Annotated in this window: 20 protein-coding genes; 6 read left to right on the forward strand and 14 right to left on the reverse strand. The window is 51.7% G+C overall.

The annotated features are described in order from the left end of the window. Positions 1-492 precede the first annotated feature (492 nt). From QOL74_RS15120 to proC, 3 genes are all read left to right on the forward strand, one after another. Positions 493-2,022 carry an NCS1 family nucleobase:cation symporter-1 gene (locus tag QOL74_RS15120; RefSeq protein WP_283410339.1) on the forward strand — a complete coding sequence of 510 codons (1,530 nt, stop codon included), beginning with the start codon at positions 493-495 and terminating at the stop codon, positions 2,020-2,022. 165 nt (positions 2,023-2,187) lie between these two features. Continuing rightward, the gene (hydA, locus tag QOL74_RS15125; RefSeq protein WP_283410413.1) at positions 2,188-3,558 is read left to right on the forward strand and encodes a dihydropyrimidinase; all 1,371 of its coding nucleotides are present in this window, start codon (positions 2,188-2,190) and stop codon (positions 3,556-3,558) included. A gap of 117 nt (positions 3,559-3,675) precedes the next feature. Continuing rightward, positions 3,676-4,509 (forward strand): pyrroline-5-carboxylate reductase, encoded by an 834-nt coding sequence (gene proC / locus QOL74_RS15130; protein ID WP_283410340.1) that lies wholly within the window; start codon positions 3,676-3,678, stop codon positions 4,507-4,509. Between the two features lie 216 nt (positions 4,510-4,725). Here the strand turns inward: proC and preA are convergent, their stop codons facing one another. Together preA and QOL74_RS15140 are read right to left on the reverse strand one after the other, a co-directional pair. After that, on the reverse strand, positions 4,726-5,985 hold the full coding sequence (preA, locus tag QOL74_RS15135; RefSeq protein ID WP_283410341.1) for an NAD-dependent dihydropyrimidine dehydrogenase subunit PreA: 1,260 nt from the start codon (positions 5,983-5,985) through the stop codon (positions 4,726-4,728). Between the two features lie 30 nt (positions 5,986-6,015). Continuing rightward, positions 6,016-7,287 (reverse strand): FAD-dependent oxidoreductase, encoded by a 1,272-nt coding sequence (locus QOL74_RS15140; protein ID WP_283410342.1) that lies wholly within the window; start codon positions 7,285-7,287, stop codon positions 6,016-6,018. Between the two features lie 748 nt (positions 7,288-8,035). On the opposite strand from QOL74_RS15140, the gene QOL74_RS15145 reads away from it, so the two are divergent. Beyond that, positions 8,036-8,566 (forward strand): type 1 glutamine amidotransferase domain-containing protein, encoded by a 531-nt coding sequence (locus tag QOL74_RS15145; protein WP_283410343.1) that lies wholly within the window; start codon positions 8,036-8,038, stop codon positions 8,564-8,566. 259 nt (positions 8,567-8,825) lie between these two features. Here QOL74_RS15145 and QOL74_RS15150 read toward each other — a convergent pair whose 3' ends face one another. Continuing rightward, positions 8,826-9,635: an AAA family ATPase gene (locus tag QOL74_RS15150; RefSeq protein ID WP_283410344.1), complete on the reverse strand. Its 810-nt coding sequence runs from the start codon at positions 9,633-9,635 to the stop codon at positions 8,826-8,828. Between the two features lie 160 nt (positions 9,636-9,795). Between QOL74_RS15150 and QOL74_RS15155 the strand changes: the two genes are divergently transcribed. Next, entirely contained in the window at positions 9,796-9,966 is a 171-nt protein-coding gene (locus QOL74_RS15155) for a DUF362 domain-containing protein (RefSeq protein WP_283410345.1), read from the forward strand. A gap of 25 nt (positions 9,967-9,991) precedes the next feature. Here QOL74_RS15155 and QOL74_RS15160 read toward each other — a convergent pair whose 3' ends face one another. The 3 genes from QOL74_RS15160 to QOL74_RS15170 form a co-directional block, all read right to left on the reverse strand. Continuing rightward, the gene (locus QOL74_RS15160) at positions 9,992-10,471 is read right to left on the reverse strand and encodes a MarR family winged helix-turn-helix transcriptional regulator (protein WP_283410346.1); all 480 of its coding nucleotides are present in this window, start codon (positions 10,469-10,471) and stop codon (positions 9,992-9,994) included. Positions 10,472-10,518: 47 nt separating this feature from the next. Further along, on the reverse strand, positions 10,519-11,922 hold the full coding sequence (locus tag QOL74_RS15165; protein WP_283410347.1) for a CAP-associated domain-containing protein: 1,404 nt from the start codon (positions 11,920-11,922) through the stop codon (positions 10,519-10,521). Between the two features lie 201 nt (positions 11,923-12,123). After that, the gene (locus QOL74_RS15170) at positions 12,124-12,765 is read right to left on the reverse strand and encodes a redox-sensing transcriptional repressor Rex (protein ID WP_283410348.1); all 642 of its coding nucleotides are present in this window, start codon (positions 12,763-12,765) and stop codon (positions 12,124-12,126) included. A gap of 126 nt (positions 12,766-12,891) precedes the next feature. Between QOL74_RS15170 and QOL74_RS15175 the strand changes: the two genes are divergently transcribed. Further along, on the forward strand, positions 12,892-14,838 hold the full coding sequence (locus QOL74_RS15175; RefSeq protein ID WP_283410349.1) for an ABC-F family ATP-binding cassette domain-containing protein: 1,947 nt from the start codon (positions 12,892-12,894) through the stop codon (positions 14,836-14,838). A gap of 342 nt (positions 14,839-15,180) precedes the next feature. Here the strand turns inward: QOL74_RS15175 and tsaD are convergent, their stop codons facing one another. From tsaD to QOL74_RS15215, 8 genes are all read right to left on the reverse strand, one after another. Further along, a complete protein-coding gene (gene tsaD, locus QOL74_RS15180) occupies positions 15,181-16,263 on the reverse strand; it encodes a tRNA (adenosine(37)-N6)-threonylcarbamoyltransferase complex transferase subunit TsaD (RefSeq protein WP_283410414.1) in 1,083 nt (360 codons plus the stop codon). A gap of 31 nt (positions 16,264-16,294) precedes the next feature. Next, a complete protein-coding gene (locus QOL74_RS15185) occupies positions 16,295-17,278 on the reverse strand; it encodes a hypothetical protein (protein WP_283410350.1) in 984 nt (327 codons plus the stop codon). After that, on the reverse strand, positions 17,275-17,859 hold the full coding sequence (locus tag QOL74_RS15190; protein ID WP_283410351.1) for an anti-sigma factor family protein: 585 nt from the start codon (positions 17,857-17,859) through the stop codon (positions 17,275-17,277). Before QOL74_RS15190 ends, QOL74_RS15185 begins: the two co-directional genes overlap by 4 nt. Next, on the reverse strand, positions 17,829-18,407 hold the full coding sequence (locus tag QOL74_RS15195; RefSeq protein ID WP_283410352.1) for an RNA polymerase sigma factor: 579 nt from the start codon (positions 18,405-18,407) through the stop codon (positions 17,829-17,831). Before QOL74_RS15195 ends, QOL74_RS15190 begins: the two co-directional genes overlap by 31 nt. Before the next feature lie 152 nt (positions 18,408-18,559). Continuing rightward, positions 18,560-19,039, reverse strand: a complete 480-nt coding sequence (rimI, locus tag QOL74_RS15200; RefSeq protein WP_283410353.1) for a ribosomal protein S18-alanine N-acetyltransferase — start codon at positions 19,037-19,039, stop codon at positions 18,560-18,562. A 2-nt stretch (positions 19,040-19,041) separates the two neighbouring features. Beyond that, positions 19,042-19,785 (reverse strand): tRNA (adenosine(37)-N6)-threonylcarbamoyltransferase complex dimerization subunit type 1 TsaB, encoded by a 744-nt coding sequence (gene tsaB / locus QOL74_RS15205; RefSeq protein ID WP_283410354.1) that lies wholly within the window; start codon positions 19,783-19,785, stop codon positions 19,042-19,044. Continuing rightward, the gene (tsaE, locus tag QOL74_RS15210; RefSeq protein ID WP_283410355.1) at positions 19,782-20,243 is read right to left on the reverse strand and encodes a tRNA (adenosine(37)-N6)-threonylcarbamoyltransferase complex ATPase subunit type 1 TsaE; all 462 of its coding nucleotides are present in this window, start codon (positions 20,241-20,243) and stop codon (positions 19,782-19,784) included. Before tsaE ends, tsaB begins: the two co-directional genes overlap by 4 nt. 129 nt (positions 20,244-20,372) lie before the next feature. Further along, a complete protein-coding gene (locus QOL74_RS15215) occupies positions 20,373-20,987 on the reverse strand; it encodes an ECF transporter S component (RefSeq protein WP_283410356.1) in 615 nt (204 codons plus the stop codon). Between the last annotated feature and the right edge of the window lie 7 nt (positions 20,988-20,994).

The following is a 20,994-nucleotide window of genomic DNA, read 5'->3' on the forward strand; positions in this document are numbered from 1 at the left end:
TGACTTGCAGCATCACCCAACTTCCTGTATAATAACACCATAAATGCGTCAATATTCTGACGAGATGATGAGACGGATGGATTCAGTGAATTTTCTGATTCATTCAAGCATCGAACGTCTGCAATTGATTCTTTTTTTGATCGTTTCAAAATGAGCCCTTCGTTGACATTCATCCGTTTATTGATTTACATTTGAATCACACTTATCATGGTTCTTCCCCGACAATTTTGTCGGTAACAGATACAAGACTGGTATGCCTTTGTTTCAGGGATGCTGTAATCATGGCATGATCCTTGCTTATTTACAGGGAGACATGATTTCGGCTGCTGCCAACCACGCCGAAACACCCAAAGCAGATGTATACCAGGAACCCACAGGAAAGGAGGCACCTGTCAGTCCCGTTCTTATTTTCGCACTATTGGAACTTATGTCTATTTTCTTTGGTCTTTGACTGCTTGCAGTCAAAGAAACGACAATGGAGGTGTTACATGCATGGCAGATAAGCTTAAAACACAACGCGAGGTTAACGGACTTTTTGAATTGAGCGATGCAGCACGAAAAAACCTGGAAGGCAATCTGTACTACAATGATGACCTGGCTCCCACCAAACTGGAGGAACGCTCCTGGACCACTTACAACATCGCTTCTCTCTGGGTGGGTATGTCCGTCTGTATCCCCACCTATATGATGGCTTCCGGCCTCATGGCCGCCGGTCTTTCCTGGTGGCAGGCAATTCTTAACATCGCCCTTGCCAACCTGATTGTATTGGTGCCCATGCAGTTGAACTCCCACGCCGGTACCAAGTATGGTATTCCTTACCCGGTATTTGCCCGATTAGCCTTCGGTGTTAAAGGCGCTCATATTGCCGCCATCGCCCGTGCCATCGTGGCAGCCGGCTGGTTCGGTATTCAAACATGGATCGGCGGCGGTGCTCTTGATGCCGTCATCGCTTCCCTCAGTCCTGCCTGGGCCGCATGGGCCGGCAGTATCTGGATCTCCTTCTTTATTTTCTGGGCACTGAATGTCTGGATTGCCTACCTGGGACCTGACGCCATCAAATTCATGCAATCATGGGGTGCTCCTATTTTGGGCGTTCTCTCAGTTGCCCTGATGGTATGGGCGATTACCGCCGTTAATGCTGCCGGCAGCAGCGTGGGTGCCATTCTGAACCTGCCTGCCACTTATGCTCCGGGTACTTTCTGGCGCGTCTTCCTGCCGGGTCTGACTGCCAATATTGCGTTTTGGTCAACCCTGGCACTGAATATTCCTGACTTCTCACGCTATGCCAAAACCCAAAGAGACCAGTTTATGGGTCAATTACTGGGTCTGCCCACCACCATGGCCGCTTTCGCCTTTGTGGGTGTGTTTGTCACCGGCGCCACCGTCATCGTTTACGGTGAAGCTTTATGGGATCCCGTTGCCGTTGTGGCCAATATCAACAGCCCCCTGGCAACCATTCTGGGAGCAGCCGGTATTGCCATTGCAACTCTGACCACCAACATCGCCGCCAACGTGGTGGCCCCCGCCAATGGTATCTCCAACCTGAACCCCCGCAAAATCACCTATGGCATGGGCGCTCTCATCACCGGTTTTGCAGGCGTTGCCATGATGCCCTGGCGTCTGTTGGCCACCGCAGGTGCGTACCTCTTTGACTGGCTGGGCGTTTACGGCAACTTCCTGGGCCCCTTGGCCGGTATGTATGTGGCTGACTATTACCTGTACCGCAAGAAAGTGCTTGATCTTGACGACCTGTTCAAAGGCGAGCAGAGCCGCTACTGGTATGGCAACGGCGTGAACATGAAGGCCGTCTACACCTGGCTCATCTCTCTGGCGCTTCCGGTACTGGGACTGCCCCGTCTGTTGGGCGGCACCAACAACTTCTTCCGTTTCTTTGGTGAAAACGGCTGGCTGGTTGGATTCATTCTGGCGCTGTTGATTTATCCTGCGCTGATGAAAAACGAAACCGACTCACTGATCTCCGAAGAAGTTGAGGAGCAAATCACTGAAAGAGTGAAAAGCTAACCCCTTTATAGTATACTATCCATAGAGAGCTTTCTCTCTGGCTATATCTCCTCTCGAAGGGGCGGCACCCCCGCCCTTCGGGAGTCGATTCATTCGCAAGCATTTTCAGCAGCGTATGCAGCCGGAGGTGCTTGCGTTTAATTTTGAAGGAGGGATCATGTTATGATGGATTTAATCATCAAAAATGGCACTGTCATCACTGCCAAGGATACTTTTAAGGCAGACATCGGCGTCCGCGACGGTAAGATTGAAGTCATTACCCGTTCCCTGGACCAGATGGAGGCAAAACAGATCATTGATGCCACAGGCAACTATGTACTGCCCGGCGCACTGGATGCTCACACGCATCTGGAAATGCCCTTTGGGGGCACCGTTTCTTCCGACAGCTATGAAGCCGGCACCCGGGCTGCTGCCTGCGGCGGCACTACCACTGTTTTTGACTTTGTCATTCAGGGCAAGGGGCAGGGGCTGGTGGAGGCCGTTGAAGGCCGCCGCGCCCTGTGCGAGCCTCAGGCTTGCGTGGACTATTCTTTCCACACCGCCATTACCGACCTGACTCCTGCTGTTTTGAAAGAGTTCAAACAGGCAGTGGATTATGGCATTAACAGTTTCAAGGTGTTCATGGTGTATAAAAAAGAAGGCTTGATGGTTGACGACGGCGTGATGGTGCGGGCGATGATTCGCGCCAAAGAAGTGGGTGCCCGGGTATCTGTTCATGCTGAAAACCCTGATGTTATCGATATGAACATTGAGAATTTCCTAAAAGAAGGCAAGACCCACGCCTGGTACCATTATCTGAGCCGGCCAGAATACGCAGAGGCCGAAGCCGACAAGCGGGCCATTCACTGGGCCAAGTCTTTCAATGTGCCCCTATATATTGTTCACCTGGCCTGCAAGGAAGGTATGGACGAAGTCACCAGAGCCCGGCAGGAAGGCTATGATGTGATTGCAGAAACCTGCCCTCAGTACCTGTATTTCACCAACGAAGTGTACAAGCGGGAAGACGGCCGCAATTTCGTATGCTCACCTCCCATTAAGGGCCCCGAATCACAGGATGCCCTGTGGGATGGCATTAAGCGGGGCGACATTTCCATCGTGGCCACCGACCACTGCCCTTTCCAGTCTTACGAAAAAGACTGGGGCAAAGACGACTTCACCAAAATTCCCAATGGCTGCATGGGTGTTGAAAACATGTATCCTTACATGCTCAGCGAAGCCAACCGGGGCCGCATCTCCTTCAACAAAGCGGTTGAGGTATGCTCCACCAACGTGGCCCAGCTCTTTGGCTGCGCTCCCCAAAAGGGAACCATCGCTCCCGGATCTGATGCCGATCTGGTCATCTATGACCCCGAGAAGACCTATGTGATTTCCAAGGATAACATGCACTCTGATGTGGATTACACCATCTGGGAAGGCGTGGAGCTGAAGGGCTACCCCGTTATGACCTTCTCCCGCGGCAAACTGGTCTATGACAATGGGCAGTTTGTGGGCGAAAAAGGCTGGGGCGAATTCGTTAAGCGGACACCGCTGACGTAGTGTTTTCTGCAGCCGTTGACAAGAATGTCTTTCAATGGTAAAGTGTTAGCAATTTCAGAGAAAACCTTCGCTTGTTACAGGTGAAGGTTTTTCTTTATCAGTTTAGGAGGTGCTGTGATGCAAGATAAACACATTGGTTTTATCGGAGCCGGTAACATGGCAAAAGCACTCATTCAGGGCATGGTTCAATCAGGTCAGTTTGCCCCGGCCCACATTCGTTTCAATGACAAGCTTCAGTCTGAACATCACCCTTTGGAAATTGCCGGACAGTCGATTGTTTCCATGGACAAGGAAGGCTTGGTGACCTGGAGTGATGTGCTGGTGTTGGCCGTTAAGCCTCAGGATCTTTTTAACCTCCTCAGGGAAGTGGATCCCCTGGCCACTGAGCGAAAGTTGTTTATTTCCATTGCTGCCGGAATTGACATTGCCGGTCTGACCAAAAGCCTTTCTGTCGCTCACCCGGTAGTGCGGGCCATGCCCAACACTTCTGCCCGGGTTTTGGCATCTGCCACCGCCCTCACGGGCAATGCGGCTGTCACCCCCGGCGACATGGCACTGGCAGAGCGCATCTTTCAATGTGTCGGCGCCGTTGTTCAGGTGGAGGAGTCTCAAATGCCCGGTGTCACCGGCCTCAGCGGCAGCGGCCCGGCCTATGTCTATGCCTTTCTTCGAGCCATGATTGAAGGTGGTGTATCGCTGGGGTTATCCCATGATACCGCTTCACAGCTGGCTATCCAAACCCTTCGGGGCGCCGTGGAAATGGCCGCCGCCAGCGAAGATGACCTGGATACCCTGATTCGCCAGATCTGCTCACCCAACGGTACCACCCTGGCCGGGATGAAAGTTCTTGAAACCCGCCATTTTCAGGAGCATGTGATGGAGGCCATACAGGCTTCTGCCCAGCGATCGGAGGAACTGCGCCGGGAGCTACAGGCCGATATCAGGGAGTAGGGAGCCGGAACGGGGCACAGGACATAGGAAACAGAACATAGGATGTAGGATATAGGAAATATGGTTTAGGAAATAGGAAATACAAGATTTGAAACTTGAAATACAGAAAGCTGTGACAGTCAACGACCGTCACAGCTTTCTTATTGCGTTTCTGCAGGTTTTTTAGTTTCTTAGATATCTTCGATATCCTTGCAGGCTTTTGCCACAAAGTGGCTGTTAGATAAATTGCTTGGGAATCACGTGGATATCGCGGGGAGTTCCGAAATCATGGAACTTCACTTCTCCCGGGGTAATGCAGTTTTCGATGGGACAGACGATCCAGCACAGTCCACAACCCACGCACTTGTCTTCGTTCAGGTAGGGGCGGCGCTCTGTTTCGTTCCAGTCAATGGCCTGATGCCCACCGTCATAACAGGAAACATAGCAGCGACCACAGCCCACACATTTGTCGTGGTCATACTTGGGATAAACCTTAAAGTCACGTTCGATTTCTTCTGCAGGAACGATATTGGGAAGCGCCTGGCCCACAATGGTGTTCAGGTCGGTGATGCCTTTTTCTTCCATCCAGTAGGAAACACCGCTGATCAGGTCTTCCACAATGCGGTAACCATACTGCATGACAGAAGTGGTGACCTGCAGGTTGCTGGCACCCACCAGCAGGAATTCAAGGGCATCCTGCCAGGTTTCAATACCGCCCATGCCGCTAATGGGGATGTTTTTCAGTTCATCATCCTTGGCCATTTGAGCAATGAAGCGCAGGGCAATTGGTTTTACTGCCTTGCCGGAATAACCGGAGATGGAGGATTTTCTATTAACAATGGGCAGGCAGGTCAGGTTGTCCAGATCCACCTCGGTGATACTTTTGATGGTATTGATGGCGGCAATGGCTTTGGCGCCGTTTTTCACGGAAGCACGGGCGGGCAGCTCCATCAGTGTCAGGTTAGGGGTCATTTTGGGCATCACCGGCAGATGGGTGGATTCCACCACTGCGCGGGTATACTCTGCCACCAGGTTGAAGTTACATCCCACATCTGAACCCATGGCATGGGTGGTCATCTGAGGACATGAGAAGTTACACTCGATGATGTCGGCACCAATCTCAGTTACCGCTTTTGCCAGCTTCTTCCACTCTTCGGTGTTTTCACCCATGATGGAAGCCACCAGCACCTTATCAGGAAAGTCTTTCTTCAACTGATACATCATTTCCAGGTTTTTCTCTGTGGGTTTATCGGAGATCATTTCCATGTTCTTGAAGCCCACAAAGGAAGTGCCTTCTTTACGGGTCTGGTCAAACCGGGGAGAACACTCCTGGGGAATCCAGTAGCCGATGGTTTTGTAAACAATGCCACCCCAGCCGGTTTCCAACGCTTTTTTACACATATCGTAGTTACTGCCCACCGGTGAGGAAGACAGGAAAAACGGATTCTCACATTTGACGCCACAAAACTCCATGGACAGATCTTTGCGTTTTGCCATCTTGATTCACACCTTCTTTCTTGGACTTGGTTATCGCTTGGAAGCCAGCCAGGCATCAATGCCGTCGGCGGCCGCTTTGCCTTCTGCCACTGCTTGTACCACTGTTTTACCGCCATTCACAACGTCACCGGCCGCATAAACACCTTCGACGCTGGTGGCACAGGTGGCTTCATCCACCACAGCCAGCTGCTTGTCATTCACCTTCAGCCCTTCAGCGTAACCAGTTTCATCCACTTCCTGGCCAATGGCCATGACAACACGGTCAGCTTTCAGCACAAACTCTGAAACACCGTCTTTTCCCCGGGCTTTCAGAGCAGTGACTTTACCGTTTTCTCCCAGCACTTCCACCGGCAGGGTTTCGGTGATAAAGTCAACACCCAGTGATTGAACATAGGCCACTTCTGGCGGGTAAGCCGGCATATCCATTTGACGCCGTCGGTAAACCACTGTCACACGATTTCCCAGCATTTTGGCAGTGGTGGCACAATCCATGGCCACGTCTCCGCCGCCGACCACCACCACATGCTCACCCACTGCCAGTTTTCCTTCGCTTGGCTTTGCGCCGGCCAGGAAATCAAGGGCATAGTCGGCATTTTCAAGATCCATGCCGGGAATATCGATGGGTTTTGACTGCTGAAGTCCCATGGCCAGGAAGAAAGCTTTAAAGCCCTGGTTTTTCAGTTCTGCCCATGTAATATCTTTCCCTACACAGCAGTTGTAGACAAATTCTACACCCAGATCTTTAACATACTTCACTTCCCAGTCAACAATTTCCTGGGGAAGTCTGCCGGGAACAATCCCATAGGTCAATACACCGCCGGCTTTTTCGTTCTTTTCAAAAATGGTCACCTGATAGCCTTTCATTGCCAGGCGGGCAGCTGCTGCCAGGCCGGCTGGTCCGCCGCCGATGACAGCCACTTTTTCCAGGCTGGCTTCTGGTGCTTCCAGCACCTTCATGCCAAGGGCCTGCTCAAAGTCGGTGGCAAAACGCTGCAATCGACCAATTTGAATGGGCACATCAATGCCGGTGCGGCTGCAGGCTTCTTCACAGGTGCGGCCATAGGGGCATACCCGGGCACATGTGGCTCCCAGGATGTTGTTTTCCCGAATGGTTTCAACAGCACCCTTCACATTGCGGAAACGAATGGAACGGATGAATTTGCCCGGGTCAGTGCCCGCAGGACATCCTGCACTACAGGGAGCATCATGACACAGGAGACAGCGGGAGGCTTCCTCCATGGCTGTCAGGGGTGTAAACGGGGGCACCACTTCTGTTAAATAGGCTTTGCGTTTTTCTTCCAATGCCTTTTCCTCCTTTTAACTAACTGATCCGGACTCATTTTGATTCGCGGTTAACCATGTCCGTTGAACCATAATGAACCCGGTCGTTCTTATTGAAGTAAACCTGCCGAAGTGTTTCCAGCCGGTTTTTTAAAGCCTCAGAACCTGCAACGGCATCGATGGAACGATTCTCGTTTGGCGGCAATCGATTTCACAGGAAAACTCAGGTTTCCCTGTCGATCACCTTGCGGGTAATCTTATGTGCCTGAAGGACTGAAGCCGATCAATAAACAAGTCTTACTGCTTCCGCCATGATGCTGTGCTTTACGTCGGCGTTTCATCCATTGACATGCACTCCTTTCAGATAATCCCTTTCAGGTATTATTTCATGCGGTGGATCCAGGCGTCTGCACACCAGCAAACATTGAAAATTTTCAGGTTACTCTGAGCGGCGCGCTTCTATTGCCTGCAGCCATCATGAAAAACACGTCTATGGTCATTTTCTTGCAAGGACTGTGCCAGAAAGATTCAAACCGCCATGGTAACGCAGCTCCCAGATTTCAAGTGTTTCGTCAAATAATGGATGATGATCCCTTCACCATCTGATTCACACATGTATCACCCCTTTGCAGAATCGGCACTATCATTGGACGTTCCGTTTCACAAGACCTTTTTTCGCCCCCCTTGATACATTTTTATATCAGCGATTTATAAACGAATCGCATATTTGGCATAAAAGAGGGTATTCGTTTTCTAAGGAGGTGTTCTCATGTCAACAAAAACAAAAAAAATCCGTTTTATCCAATTGGTGGATGAAGCCTTTGAAGACCTTGAGCTGTGGTATCCGGTATACCGGTTACGGGAAGCCGGCATTGAAGTGCTGCTGGCGGGAAAGGAAGCCAATCGCGTTTACCATGGCAAATATGGTGTGCCTGCAACGACCGACCTGCGCCTGGCCGACGTGAACCCGGAGGATTTCGACGGCCTGCTGATTCCCGGCGGCTGGGCTCCGGATAAACTGCGGCGGTATCCGGAGGTGCTGGATCTGGCCCGCCATATGGACCAGGAAAACAAAATTATCGGACAGATCTGCCATGCCGGCTGGGTGTTGGTTTCTGCCAACACGCTCAAGGGGAAACAGGTGACCAGTACACCGGCCATTCGGGACGACCTGGTGAATGCCGGCGCCCACTGGGTTGATGAGCCGGTGGTTACCCACGGTTCGCTGGTCTCTGCCAAGGGCCCCGCCGATCTTCCCCAGTACATGCGGGCTCTTTTGAGCTTGATGGCCCTTTGCTAGTGCCATGAAGCGGATTAATTGTTATCGGTGCCAGTTCTTCAAGGTCACCTGGAATCCACGTTATCCCAAGGCCTGCACTTTTTTTGGCTTTAAGACTGCCAAGATGCCCTCACAGCTTGTTTATGAATCCACCGGTGCGCCCTGCCAACAGTTTCTTCCAAGGTCTGACAAAACACCTGACGGGGGCAGGCGCCTTTAAGCAGATGCGATTAACGGTGAACGCCTTTATGCGGCAACTACTTTGGTGAGCGGCTTGTGCCTACACCCACTTTTTAATGGTAATGTTCACCGACGCCAGGTGAAGCGCCGTCATGTTTTCCACTTCCCTGCCAATTCGCTCCTGGGCCAGTCGAAGCTGGCGGGTAACCGGAATACCGAAGGGGGCTTTCACATCCAGTTCTACCACCAGACCGTTTCGGGTGTTGTGTATAAAGGTGGTTCCCATGGGAATCAACTGGGTGTGTCGATGAAGGGCATGATGTACCAGGCTGCGGATGACACCGTCGGAGATGGTGTATTTGCCCAGGTAGCTGAAGGTGGGCCGCACCACCGATTTTTCCCCTTCCTGACCGGCGGTATCTTTTCCGAACCCTTTAAGCACTTGAAGGGGATTGAGAAAAAACCCCGAAAAATCTTTTTTTAGTTGGAAGGCAGGCACTGGAATAATGTGCTTGCCTTCTTTCATGCGGATTCGTCGGGCCAGCTGAATTTCTGAGGGCTCTGCCACCTCATCAATCCAGATAGTGGCAGCAGGTGACGGCAGTTGCAGTTGCTGCACAATGGTGTGTACCATTTTTTCCGAGGTTCCCAGAATCAGTAATTTCGTAGGATTTTCTGATTCAATAAGGTCACGCACCTGCCGGCAGTGCTCTTTGTCATTGAATATGGCTCTTCGCACAGCTCCCATACGGGAGGATTCCCGTTTGGCGGAGCGTCCTCCCAATACCCGGTTGTCACGGATCAGCAGCCCGTCGTCTATGATGTAACGAATTCCCAGCGTTTTTGCAAGCTGCATTGCCTGGTAACTTTTACCGGTGCCGCTGCCACCGATGAACAAGGTTACTTCCATCATTTAGTCCCCTTTTTGCCCATTTATTAAAAATGATTTTCATTATATTGATTCTGTTTTCTGCGAAATTCGGCTGTTTCTTCTTGCCCTCACCTTTCGCACCCTGATATAATGACGTTGTCACCAAACAAAACGAATCACTTTAGAGGAGGTATTTGTAATGGCTTATGTTATTCATGATTCCTGTATCAGCTGTGGTGCCTGTGAACCCGAATGTCCAGTAGATGCCATCACTGCCGGCGACGATATTTATGTCATTGACGCTGAAGCTTGCATCGACTGTGGTGCATGTGCCAATGTGTGCCCCGTTGACTCCCCTCAGCCCGAGTAGTCTGGAACAGTCTTAACGGTCCGTTTTAATCAGTTTCATCGATTTGACAGGAAGGCAGTGCTGCGGCACTGTCTTTTTCTTTCAGCTGCATTTCCAGTTTCACAAGAAATTTCAGAATGGCTTTTTCTTCATTGAGGGTAAACTCATTGAGTAATCCATACAGCAGTTCCTGTTCCATGCTTTCCATGCGAAGCAAACAGTCTTTTCCTTCTTCTGTCAAGACCAGCCGCCTGATTCGACGGTCCTGGGAAGCCGGGCCCTTTTGAATCAAATGCTGCTTCAGCAGCCGGCGAACCATCGCTGTCACTTCATTGCGGCTGCAACCTGTTTCTTCCATCATCTGCTGAAAGGTTTGCCCCTCATCCCGGCGCACCTTTTTCAGTAAAAGATACTCCTGCAGATTCATCCGCCCGCCGTTCACTTCCAGTTCCCGGCGATCTGTCAGAATCACCTGGCTTATGAGCCGCTCCATGTATTGGTGTATTTGAGTGTAATAGTGGCGCAAGCTTCATCCCCTGCACTTTCATACATATTTTGAATCATCATTTTTCGTTAGAATGACAGGAATTTCTGGGTATGCAGTAATTCAAAAGTTCCCTGATGTCCCTGTGAAGATCCGGTTCCAAGGTGTGTCATGTCTGAAAGCAGATTGGCCCGGTGCCCCGGTGAGTTCATGAGAGCCTCATGAGCATTGATGGCATTGAGGTTGGCTGCAATATTTTCACCAGCCTTTGTGAACCGAAGCCCTTCTGCTGTCAGTCGCTGCACAAAGGTTCTGCCCTCAGGTGTTTCATGGGAAAAATAATCTTTGACGCCCATATCGCGGCTGTGTTTTTCCGCTGCCTGAGCCGCCTGTTCATTCCACTGAAAGGCAGGTAGTCCCATTCGGGTGCGAAGTGCATTGGCCAGCAGAAAAAGCTGCCGGCTGTAGCTTTTTTCCAGCTCTGGCCGCTGATTCCCCAGAAAGCCGTTCATGCTTTCTTCCGACTGTTTTAAAATCACCTGAATTGCCGTCACCTGGTGGTTTTCATGAATGTCATAATAGAATTCTCCATAGGCAATGTCTTCCAGCAGAAACAGGTCGCTATGCTTTTTACCGTCTCGCAGGTAACGGTTCTGACCTTTTTCGATCCATTCCAGGGGTTTTCCGAGAATCTGCCGCACCGCCGTCTGAAGACTGCCGGCAGCGAGACCGCTGTCAGACTCCCAGTGAGTGCCGTTGGTATAGAGGGCCGCCACCCGGTCTTTCTCCACCCCCACCTGCACGTAATTTCGATAGTTGTCGTGGTAAATCCACCATTCAAAGGCGTACTCGCTGGGCAGTTTTTCCAGCGGTTCACCCCAAAGAGTCACCACCAGCGCAGCCGGGTCTCCCAGGCCGATTCCCTGAATCTGGAACAATTGTTTCAGCCGTGTTGTCAGTGACTGAAAGCTTTCAATGTTCACCTGGCGGGCCTGAGGGTCCCAGGCCACCCGGGCTCCAAAAGCCTCGGTGACAAATCGCAGCGGAACATAGGTGCGCCCTTGAAGCACCGCAGCCGGCGAATCCAGTCTCACAGTATGCTGCCCGATTTGAGCAGTGGAAGATCCGATGGTGAGCACCGTTTGCTGGTGAGCGTCTTCGAAAACGGCCTGACGGGTAGTCTCCTGCCAGCTGACACGCAGCCCCAGGGCTTCGGCAATCCATCTGGCCGGCACCAACACCCGCCCCTCAGAGCTGATCACCGGTCCCGGCTCTCCGGCAGGCAACAGTAACCGCTGCCCATCCAACACAATTTCGGGAGAAGACACTGCCATTACAGGCTTTGCCGTCAGCACCACCACCGACAACGCCAGGCTGAAGATGAGTCCCATCACCACACCGCGCTTCATCATGCCCCATTCTCCATTCTCTTTTAGAATTTGTTGATTCAGATATCTGTATCCTGTGACCTGTACCACGGGATCAATCTCCATTGATTTTGTGTGTTCCTTTCTATTCTACCATAAAACAGTGGCCCTCTAACATGAAGCACTCATTGATTCGCGCCTTCACATCCATCAGCAGCAAAATCGGCATGCCTGATGACAGGAACTGAAAGCAGGGCAGAAAAAAACAACCCGGCACCACAGGTGCCGGGTCATCCAACGAACTGTACTGTCTGGTTGCGCTCCAGATTACTCCATTTCATTCATTTTAAGCAGATAAGAAATGATGTAGAGACTGTCGCTAAGGTGAACATTCTCCAACGTAATGGATTCCGGTACCTGTATGTCTGCCGGGGCAAAATTCCAGATGGCTTTCACAGGCAGCTTGATGAGTGTGTCGGCGACATCCTGAGCACTTTCCTTGTTGGTGCAGATAACACCGATGTCAATTTTTTTGTCGGCGCAGAAGCTTTCCAGTTCGTCGATGTCCAACACCGGAACGTCCCGGATCTGCAGGCCAATGAGGCGCGGGTTTTTTTCAAACAACGCCAGCATATGAAACCCCTTCTTTTCAAAGTTGGAGTAGTTGGCAATGGCCTGGCCCAGGTTTCCGGCCCCTATGATGATGGTATTGTACTCCCCCGTCAGCCCCAGAATCCGACTGATTTCACCATAAAGCTCGGCCACGTCGTACCCATAGCCCTGCTGGCCGAATCCGCCAAAGCAGTTGAGGTCCTGACGAATTTGCGAGGCGGTGAACCCAATCATTGCGCTGAGTTCCTTGGATGAAATTCGGGTAACATCCTTATCCATGAGTTCTTTTAAGCGCCTGTGATACTTGGGAAGTCGACGGATGACCGCCATGGATACATTTTTCACATCTTTTTTCACTGCAATTCACCTCATTTTCTCGGGATGACAGGATGGTCACTGTTCATTATAATATAAATAGCAGAAAAAAAAAACGCTTTCGTCTGTTGTTTGTTCATAAAATAACGTTTTTTAAGGAGTTTTTACATGGTCATTCTGTCTGTCAGTCAATTATCTAAATATTTTGGTACCCGTTGTCTTTTCGACCGCATCTCTTTCTCCATCAATGCCGGCGAAAAAGTGGGGGTTGTGGGACCCAACGGTGCAGGAAAAACCACCCTCTTTCAACTGCTCACCCGGGAGCTGCCCCATGACGAGGGGCAATTGTTCATCCCCGGCACGCTGCGCATGGGTATTCAACATCAGATGCCGGAAATGACGACGGATGAAACCGTCCACGATTATGTGCTGGCGGTGTTTCAACACCTGCTTGATATGGAGGAAGAGCTGCGTCGTCTGGAGACCATAATTGCGCAAACCGGTGCCTCTGCTTCTGCCGACGATCATGAGCGCCTGGAAGAAGTGATGGCTGCATACGCCCGGCTCACAGAGAGCTTTGAAGCTCAAAACGGATATGCCTTTCGCAGCGAGGTGCGGGGCGTGCTGAACGGGCTTGGTTTTTATGGGGATGATTTTCAGCGGCAGGTAAACACCCTGTCGGGCGGCCAAAAAACACGCCTCACCCTGGGGCGCCTCTTGCTGAGCAAACCCGATCTGTTGCTGCTGGATGAGCCCACCAATCATTTGGACATCGAATCGGTGGAATGGCTGGAAAGTTTTTTGCGTTCTTATTCCGGAACCATTCTGGTCATTTCCCACGACCGTTACTTTCTTGATCAGGTCACCGACCGGACACTGGAAGTGGCGCAGCAAACTGTCACCAGTTTTCGGGGCGGCTATACCGAAGCCCTGAAAAAAAAGGCAGCCATGCTTGAGGCCGCAGAACGCAGCGCAAAGAAACAGGAAAAGGAAATACAGCGCCAGGAAGAACTGGTACGGCGCATGAAGCAGCACGGCACTGAAAAACTGGCCAACCGGGCCAAGAGCCGGGAGAAGAAGCTGGAAAAAATGGAACGGCCCCAACAGCGGGTACACCAGGCTGTGCTTTCTTCGCTCCATTTTCAAGTTGGCCAGAACAGCGGCCGTCAAGTGCTGGCTGCTGAAAATATTTCCAAAAGCTGGGAGACTCAGCCGCCGCTCTTTGAATCAGTGAGTTTCACCCTGCAGCGGGGTGAACGCATTGCCCTGGTGGGTCCCAACGGCATCGGAAAAACCACTCTCTTTCGCATGGTGGCAGGCGAGCTCACGCCCGACACTGGCACCCTGACACTGGGCCACCAGGTCTCTTTGGGTTACTACCACCAGGAGCTGAAAAACCTGGATGAAACCTGCACTGTTATGGAAGAACTTCACAATGCTTATCCCCGGTTCAACGAAACACAGCTGCGCACCTGGCTGGGTGCCTTTCTCTTTGTTGGTGAGGAGGTCTTCACCCCCATTGCACATCTCAGCGGCGGCGAAAAAGCCCGGCTGTCACTGCTGAAACTCATGCTTTCCCATCATAATCTGCTGCTGCTGGACGAACCCACCAACCATCTGGACATTCCCGCCAGGGAAAATCTGGAGGAGTCACTGCAGACTTATGACGGCACGCTTTTCTTTATTTCCCACGACCGCTATTTTATCAACCGCATTGCCACCGGCGTGCTGGAATTTTCACCAGAGGGATTGACCCATTATCTGGGAAATTACGATGACTATACGGCCAAGAAAAAGCAACTCCTCCAGGAACAACATGCCCTGGTGGAGCCGGTGATTGACAACCGCACCCGTCAGAAACAGGAGCGCCAAAAGGAGCGGCGCCAGCGGGACGCCTCCAATGCCCTGAGAAAAAACCTCTCCCAGCTGGAGAAAGACATGCATCAGCTTGAAGAGAAGGTAAAAGAACTGGAGGCGCTCATGTGTTTACCGGAAATCTATTCTGATGCAGCCGAAAGCCGCCGCATTCATGAAGAATCTGCCGCTCTAAAAGCCTCACTGGAAACGCTGTACAGTGAATGGGAAGTTTTGCTGGAACAGGCGGAGGAATCATGATGAGGTTCATCTGAATTATGTTAACGCATTTTCTCACAAAACCCTGTCGTCAATCAATTGACGGCAGGGTTTCATTTTTTCTCCACAGTTTTTCAATGTTTTCCACAAAGTTATCCACAGTTTTAGTCCTTGCTAACACTTCTTTTCAAAGATATCCACAATATCCACACCTGCCTCATCCCCATAAAATGTCTTTTCTGGAGAGATCTTCTCAGTTAACACAGGTGAGAATCAGTTGAGAACGATAATGCTCAATCAACTTATCTATTGGACTTTTTTTCTTTTAAACGGCAAAAGACAGGCATTTGACTGCCCTTTCGGTTTTTGATCCTGTTATGGATGTTATTTTATGTCAACATGCTTTGAAGGAAATGATGCATCTCTGAAGAACCATTGTTCATTCCGTTCTCCGATGGACAAACCAGCCACTGCATTCAGGTTCCACCGGGAACGAATTCCCAGGCTGTAATCATAATACCCCACGCAGGCAATCATAGCGCCGTTATCGGTGCAGAGGGCAAGATCAGGAGCGCAGAAGGCGATGCCCTGTTCCCGGCACCGGTCAGCCAGCGTCTGGCGCAGCAGGCTGTTGGCGGCCACTCCGCCGGAAAGCACCACCTGCTTAATGCCGTTTGTCACTGCGCAGTCCAGGGTTTTATTCACCAGCACATCCACCACCGCCTGCTGAAAGCTGGCAGCCACGTCGGCCACCTGCACGTCATGGCCCTTCATTCTCACCGTATTGACATGGTTCAGCACCGCCGACTTCAAGCCGCTAAAGCTGAAATCCCAGGGGTGATCTGTCACAACTGCCCTGGGGAAATCAATGGCCCGGGGATCACCCTGGCGGGCCGCCGCATCAATGAGGGGGCCGCCGGGATAACCCAGCCCCAGCACGCGAGCCACTTTGTCAAAAGCTTCCCCCGCTGCATCATCCCTTGTTTTTCCCAGAATTTCATAAACGCCATACTGTTTCATATGCACCAGATGCGTATGTCCGCCTGAAACAATGAGGGCCAAGAGGGGCGGTTCCAATGATGGGGATTGGATAAAATTGGCAAAAAGGTGGCCTTCAATATGGTTCACGCCATTGAGGGGCAAGCGTCGTCCATAAGCCAGGGCTTTGGCCGCAGCCACTCCCACCAGGAGGGCCCCCACAAGACCCGGCCCGTAGGTAACAGCCACCTGATGGATCTGTTCAAGGGAGACTTCAGCTTCTCGCAGGGCTTCATCGATTACTTGGGTAATGGTTTCCACATGCTGCCGGGAAGCCACCTCAGGCACCACACCACCAAATTTCTGGTGTTCGGGAATTTGAGAGGCCACGATACTGGAAAGCACCTGACGCCCGTCTCGCACCACGCTTACTGCTGTTTCGTCGCAACTGGTTTCAATGCCCAGAGTCAGCCAGCCCGGCGGCGGCATTTTCAGGCTGGGCAGTTCAGCGACCTGCCGGTCAATTTGACGGGGCATCTGCCAGCCCTCCTGCCTGTCGGTGTTTTGGCCTGTCTCCAAACCGGCTGTCCATTACTTCTCCCATTCCAATGAGTTTGAAAATAAAAGTGAAGATTTTTCCCACCAACGTGATTTCCAGCAACAGGTAGATCAGCGAACCAATGAAGAGCTCAAGAATGGCTCCCCATTGGCGCCCCAATCCCTGGCCAATTCGTCGTCCAAGGGCGATTTTCATGGTGGTATTCCCTGCAAATTCCAACAGCATAAAGGCAGGGAACACAAGGGGTACCAGCGGACTGCCCACCACTGATACGGCCAGAATCACCATAAGCACCAGAACGCCCATGCTCAGCAGAATGCCCACCAGGGTTTTTTTGCCCACTTCGTCGAAGCCATGATCTGCCATGCGTTCAAATCGTTCCGGGAAAACCACAATGGCAATGACACCCACCACAAAGGCCACCAACTGCTTTAGTCCCAGAAAAATCGCCAGGAGCACTGCCAGTACCGGCAGTCCGCTCATGTTTCCCGGCAAAAAACCGGCCACATCAATGCGATCTCCCTGTACCCGTGCATCCCGGGCATTAAGCCCTGATCCCATCACACCAACGGCACTGCCGCTGATGCTGGTTTGGGCATCGGCGGTGACACCACCGAAGACAGAAATGGCATCTCCTTCAACGGTGGCCCGCTGAAGGTACAGGGGGGCAAATACTGCCACCGTATCACCTTCGATGGTGCCGCCTTCCACCGTAATCTGGCTGAAAACACCCACCACATCGCCTTCCACCTGGCCTCGAATGGTGACCGTACTGAAAAAACTAACCACGTCACCGGCGACAGTCTCACCGGCTTCCACCTCCACAGGGCGGTGAAACTGCACCAGTTGTCCACGAACCGGTGTTGATGGTGCCGCTTCCACCACCATACCCGACAGCAGCATTGTCAGAAAAGCACACCCCAGTCTTTTTTTCCAGCTGTTCATCGTACTTCTCCCCTTCCGCCGGCCAGAATTCTGTCCAGTATCACCTTGATGAGCACCAATACCATGACCAGGTTCAAGGTTCCCATGGTCACCCACCAGCTGTCGACAGTTTCCCAACGGGTCAGCCAGTCCCACAGTCCCTTTTGGGGCATGAGGAAGTAGAAAATTCCCCGAATCACCACAAACTCGTACACAAATGCCAAGAGGCGGTACAGGGCGGTTCCCTGAAACCATGTCATCATCCATTGCTGCATGCGGGCAGCGGCTTCCACCACCAGCAGCGAAGCCCCTCCCACGATTCCTATCCAGATGAATAACATGCCCAGGTTCATGGCATGTTGCGGTTGACGAACGGCATAGCGCATCGGGTCAATTGCGGCCATCACCCGGCGTTCAAATCCCGGCGAAGGGTCAAGGTCAGGAAGCCGCGCCAGCATCACCGATAGCTGCTGCCACTCAGCCGCTTCTTTCCGGCATTTTGTGCAGGCTGACAGGTGCTGCTGCCATCCTTGCATATCAGCTTCGGCCAGTGGACCGTCCATTTGTTTGATCATGATTTCTGAACTTGTTCGGCAGTCCATAGGGTTTCCTCCTTCAACTTTTTCAGGGATTCTTTTAACATTTTACGGGCACGGAATAATCGGTTCTTGACCATTGACATGGGAATCTCCAGTTGGTCGGCAATCTGCTGATAGCTTTGGCCCTGGTGATGATAAAGCAACACCACAATCCTGTAATCCGGGGGAAGCGAGCCGATGGCGGCTTCAATTTCCCGATGGGCTTCCTCCTGTAAAAAGGCTCTTTCAGCACTCACATCCTCCTGATTGGTTTTGATCTCCTCATCAAGGGGCAGGGTGTCCACCCGTTTTTTTCGTATGGCATCGATGCAGGTGTTGGTGGCAATCTTCAGAATCCACGAAGAAAATTTATGCTCATGGTTGTATTGACCCAGGTAGCGGTAGGCTTTGATGAACACTTCCTGAGAAAGGTCCTCTGCCTCCTCCCGTTGCCGCATCATGCGATAACAGATGCCAAAAACCGGTTTTTGGTAACGGGAAACCAGCTCCTGAAAGCCGGTGGGGTCTCCACGCAGGATCTTTGTTACAAGCTGGGCATCTGTCAACTGCACTGAAACCACCCCTACTCTTACGTTACTCTATATGACGGAACCTTCCATTAAAAAGTCTGACAACCAATCCATGGACTGAATAAAATCACCAGCGGCGGTATTTCAGCGAATTGTAAAAAACTGCAGCGACCCCCTTGGGAATGGCTGCAGCGCTAAAGTGTCTCTTTGCAGGAAATGCGTTGATCCAGTTCAGCCCACATTATCAGGGCATCTTCACCCGTATCCTGGTAATATCCGGGGCGAATCCCGCTCATGCGAAAACCCAGTTTTCGATATAAGGCAATGGCAGGATCATTGCTTTTTCTGACTTCCAGTGTCATGCGCAGCAGCCCCCGGCTGCAGGCATCTGCCATGAGAACATGCATGATGTTTTCTCCCCAATGCTGCCCCCGGTGCCCGGGATGAACGGCCACATTGGTGACATGCGCTTCATCAATGATGAGCCACATGCCTCCGTAGGCAGCGATTTTACCCGCCACCACGGCCACCCGGTAAACCGCCAGCTGGTTTTTCAGCTCCAGACGAAAGGCGTGATGGGTCCAGGGGGTGGTGAAGGATGCTTTTTCAATGTCAATGACACCGGGGATATCTGCCGCTGTCATGGCTCGAATTTCTCCCTGATCCGTCTTCATGGTCATTTTCCCGCCTTTTTCAGAAGTTCCTTTTGGTGATGGACTTTTTCTGCCTGGGAAGTGCGCAGATAAACCGGTTGCACCTTCGCCGGGGCAACTCCCTCACCCGCTTTCATTTTGAAAAGACCGCACTGGGCCAGGGCCGCGGCGGAAGGCATGGCGTGGATGGGCAGGGCAAAAACCGCCCTGTCTCCCAGTGCCCCTTTCAGGCGCTCCTCATGAAGGGGCAGGGCATCACCGGTAAAGAGAATGGGTTCTTCTTGTGAAATCTTTGATTCTGAAATGAGTTTTTCCAACAGTTCCTGAATATGTAACACATCCGGCGGCGTGATGATTTCGGGCGGCGCTTCGCCGCACCGGTGAAATTGATAACCCGCCGTATAGACCAGGTTTCGCTGGGCGTCCATCAACGGCACCACCCGTCCCTTAAAGGGCGACACCTGCCAGGCCAGGGTTTCCAGGGTGGATACCCCTACAACGGGAAGATTCAGAGCCTGTGCCAGTCCTTTGACAGTGGCCACACCGATGCGAATCCCCGTGAAAGATCCGGGCCCGACAGAAACGGCCAGCCCCTCCAGGGATTCCATGGGACACTGACAGAGGGTGAGGAGTTGGTCCACCATGGGAAGCAGTTGTTCCGAATGGGTTTTACGGTGATTCAGCCGAATTTCACCCAGCAGACGGTCTTCTTCTATGAGGGCTGCACCCGCAGCCATGGAAGTGCTTTCCACAGCGAGAAGTTTCATGTGATTCCCAGCTCCTTCACCAGCGTGTTTCCAAAGGTCTCAGAGGGGGTGATGCATATTTCACGACGGCTGGCATCCAGCCACTTGATTTCAATCCACAGGTGCCGCTCAGGCAGGTATTCTTTTACCAGATTGGCCCATTCGATGACACAGACACCCGCCCCCGAAAAATATTCTTCTGCTCCAAGGTCCCTGAACTCACTTGGTTTCAGCAACCGGTAGACATCAAAATGATAGAGGGGCACATCACCATCGTATTCCTGCACCAGGTTGAAGGTGGGACTTGTAATGTTCTCCCTGATTCCCATGGCTTTTCCCAGGGCTTTGGTGAAGGTGGTTTTACCTGCTCCCAGGTCACCTGAAAGACAGACCACATCTCCCGGCTTCAACAGGGTTGCCAGTTTTGCCGCAATGGCTTCGGTCTGGCTCTGTTTCACAACTTTTCGACACATGTTCATGAACTGCTTCTCCTTCCAAAAAACCAAGGCGAGGGCTCCCGTATTTCGGAAGCCCTGATGGTTTGGGTCATTGCTTGTTTCAGTATAGCATACTGGCACATTTTGACAAGAGGATCCGGCCAGGGAAACTTATTTTTTCAAAAGGGGTGAAATGCGCTTGTAAAGCACCAGGGTCATTCCGGCGATCATCATCCCTTTAAAGAAGTTGAAAGGAGCGATCCCGTAAAGAACCAGGGTTTTCACATCGACAATGCGGGGGTTGATCACCGCACCCATTTCAATAATGGCTTCCAGCGGCATAAACTGGGAGTACATGGGAATCAGCACAAAATAATTGGCCGTTGAGCCCAGCACTGTCATGCAAACAGTGCCCACCAACATCCCGATCAAGGCATGTTTTTGATCTTTCTTGTAGTGGTAAATCAAGGCTGCCGGCACCACATAAAAGACACCCACAATAAAGTTGGCCAATTCTCCCACGCCGCCAGACCAGCTTTTGGTGATAAAGTGAATCATGTTTTTCACCAGCTGAATCAGAATGCCTGCCACTGGTCCCATGGCAAATGCTCCGATGAGGGCTGGCAGATCACTGAAATCCACTTTTAGAAATCCTGGAAAGAAAGGAAGCCCAAACTCCAGAAACATTAATACATAGGCCATGACCGCCAGGGCCGATATTTTGGTCAACTGGCTGGTGGTCAGCCGGGAACGGGTGACGGGGGTTGCTTTTTCTACTTTTTCCATTGTTGTC

This window comes from Anoxynatronum buryatiense (assembly GCF_900182905.1).
Lineage (GTDB): Bacteria > Bacillota > Clostridia > Peptostreptococcales > Tindalliaceae > Anoxynatronum > Anoxynatronum buryatiense.

Excerpts from the sequence above, each read along its gene's own strand:
- QOL74_RS15120 (WP_283410339.1), top strand. The coding sequence starts at position 493 with ATGGCAGATAAGCTTAAAACACAACGCGAGGTTAACGGACTTTTTGAA.
- hydA (WP_283410413.1), top strand. The coding sequence starts at position 2,188 with ATGGATTTAATCATCAAAAATGGCACTGTCATCACTGCCAAGGATACT.
- proC (WP_283410340.1), top strand. The coding sequence starts at position 3,676 with ATGCAAGATAAACACATTGGTTTTATCGGAGCCGGTAACATGGCAAAA.
- preA (WP_283410341.1), bottom strand. The coding sequence starts at position 5,985 with ATGGCAAAACGCAAAGATCTGTCCATGGAGTTTTGTGGCGTCAAATGT.
- QOL74_RS15145 (WP_283410343.1), top strand. The coding sequence starts at position 8,036 with ATGTCAACAAAAACAAAAAAAATCCGTTTTATCCAATTGGTGGATGAA.
- QOL74_RS15150 (WP_283410344.1), bottom strand. The coding sequence starts at position 9,635 with ATGGAAGTAACCTTGTTCATCGGTGGCAGCGGCACCGGTAAAAGTTAC.
- QOL74_RS15155 (WP_283410345.1), top strand. The coding sequence starts at position 9,796 with ATGGCTTATGTTATTCATGATTCCTGTATCAGCTGTGGTGCCTGTGAA.
- QOL74_RS15165 (WP_283410347.1), bottom strand. The coding sequence starts at position 11,922 with ATGGAGATTGATCCCGTGGTACAGGTCACAGGATACAGATATCTGAAT.
- QOL74_RS15175 (WP_283410349.1), top strand. The coding sequence starts at position 12,892 with ATGGTCATTCTGTCTGTCAGTCAATTATCTAAATATTTTGGTACCCGT.
- tsaD (WP_283410414.1), bottom strand. The coding sequence starts at position 16,263 with ATGCCGCCGCCGGGCTGGCTGACTCTGGGCATTGAAACCAGTTGCGAC.
- QOL74_RS15185 (WP_283410350.1), bottom strand. The coding sequence starts at position 17,278 with ATGAACAGCTGGAAAAAAAGACTGGGGTGTGCTTTTCTGACAATGCTG.
- QOL74_RS15190 (WP_283410351.1), bottom strand. The coding sequence starts at position 17,859 with ATGGACTGCCGAACAAGTTCAGAAATCATGATCAAACAAATGGACGGT.
- rimI (WP_283410353.1), bottom strand. The coding sequence starts at position 19,039 with ATGAAGACGGATCAGGGAGAAATTCGAGCCATGACAGCGGCAGATATC.
- tsaB (WP_283410354.1), bottom strand. The coding sequence starts at position 19,785 with ATGAAACTTCTCGCTGTGGAAAGCACTTCCATGGCTGCGGGTGCAGCC.
- tsaE (WP_283410355.1), bottom strand. The coding sequence starts at position 20,243 with ATGAACATGTGTCGAAAAGTTGTGAAACAGAGCCAGACCGAAGCCATT.
- QOL74_RS15215 (WP_283410356.1), bottom strand. The coding sequence starts at position 20,987 with ATGGAAAAAGTAGAAAAAGCAACCCCCGTCACCCGTTCCCGGCTGACC.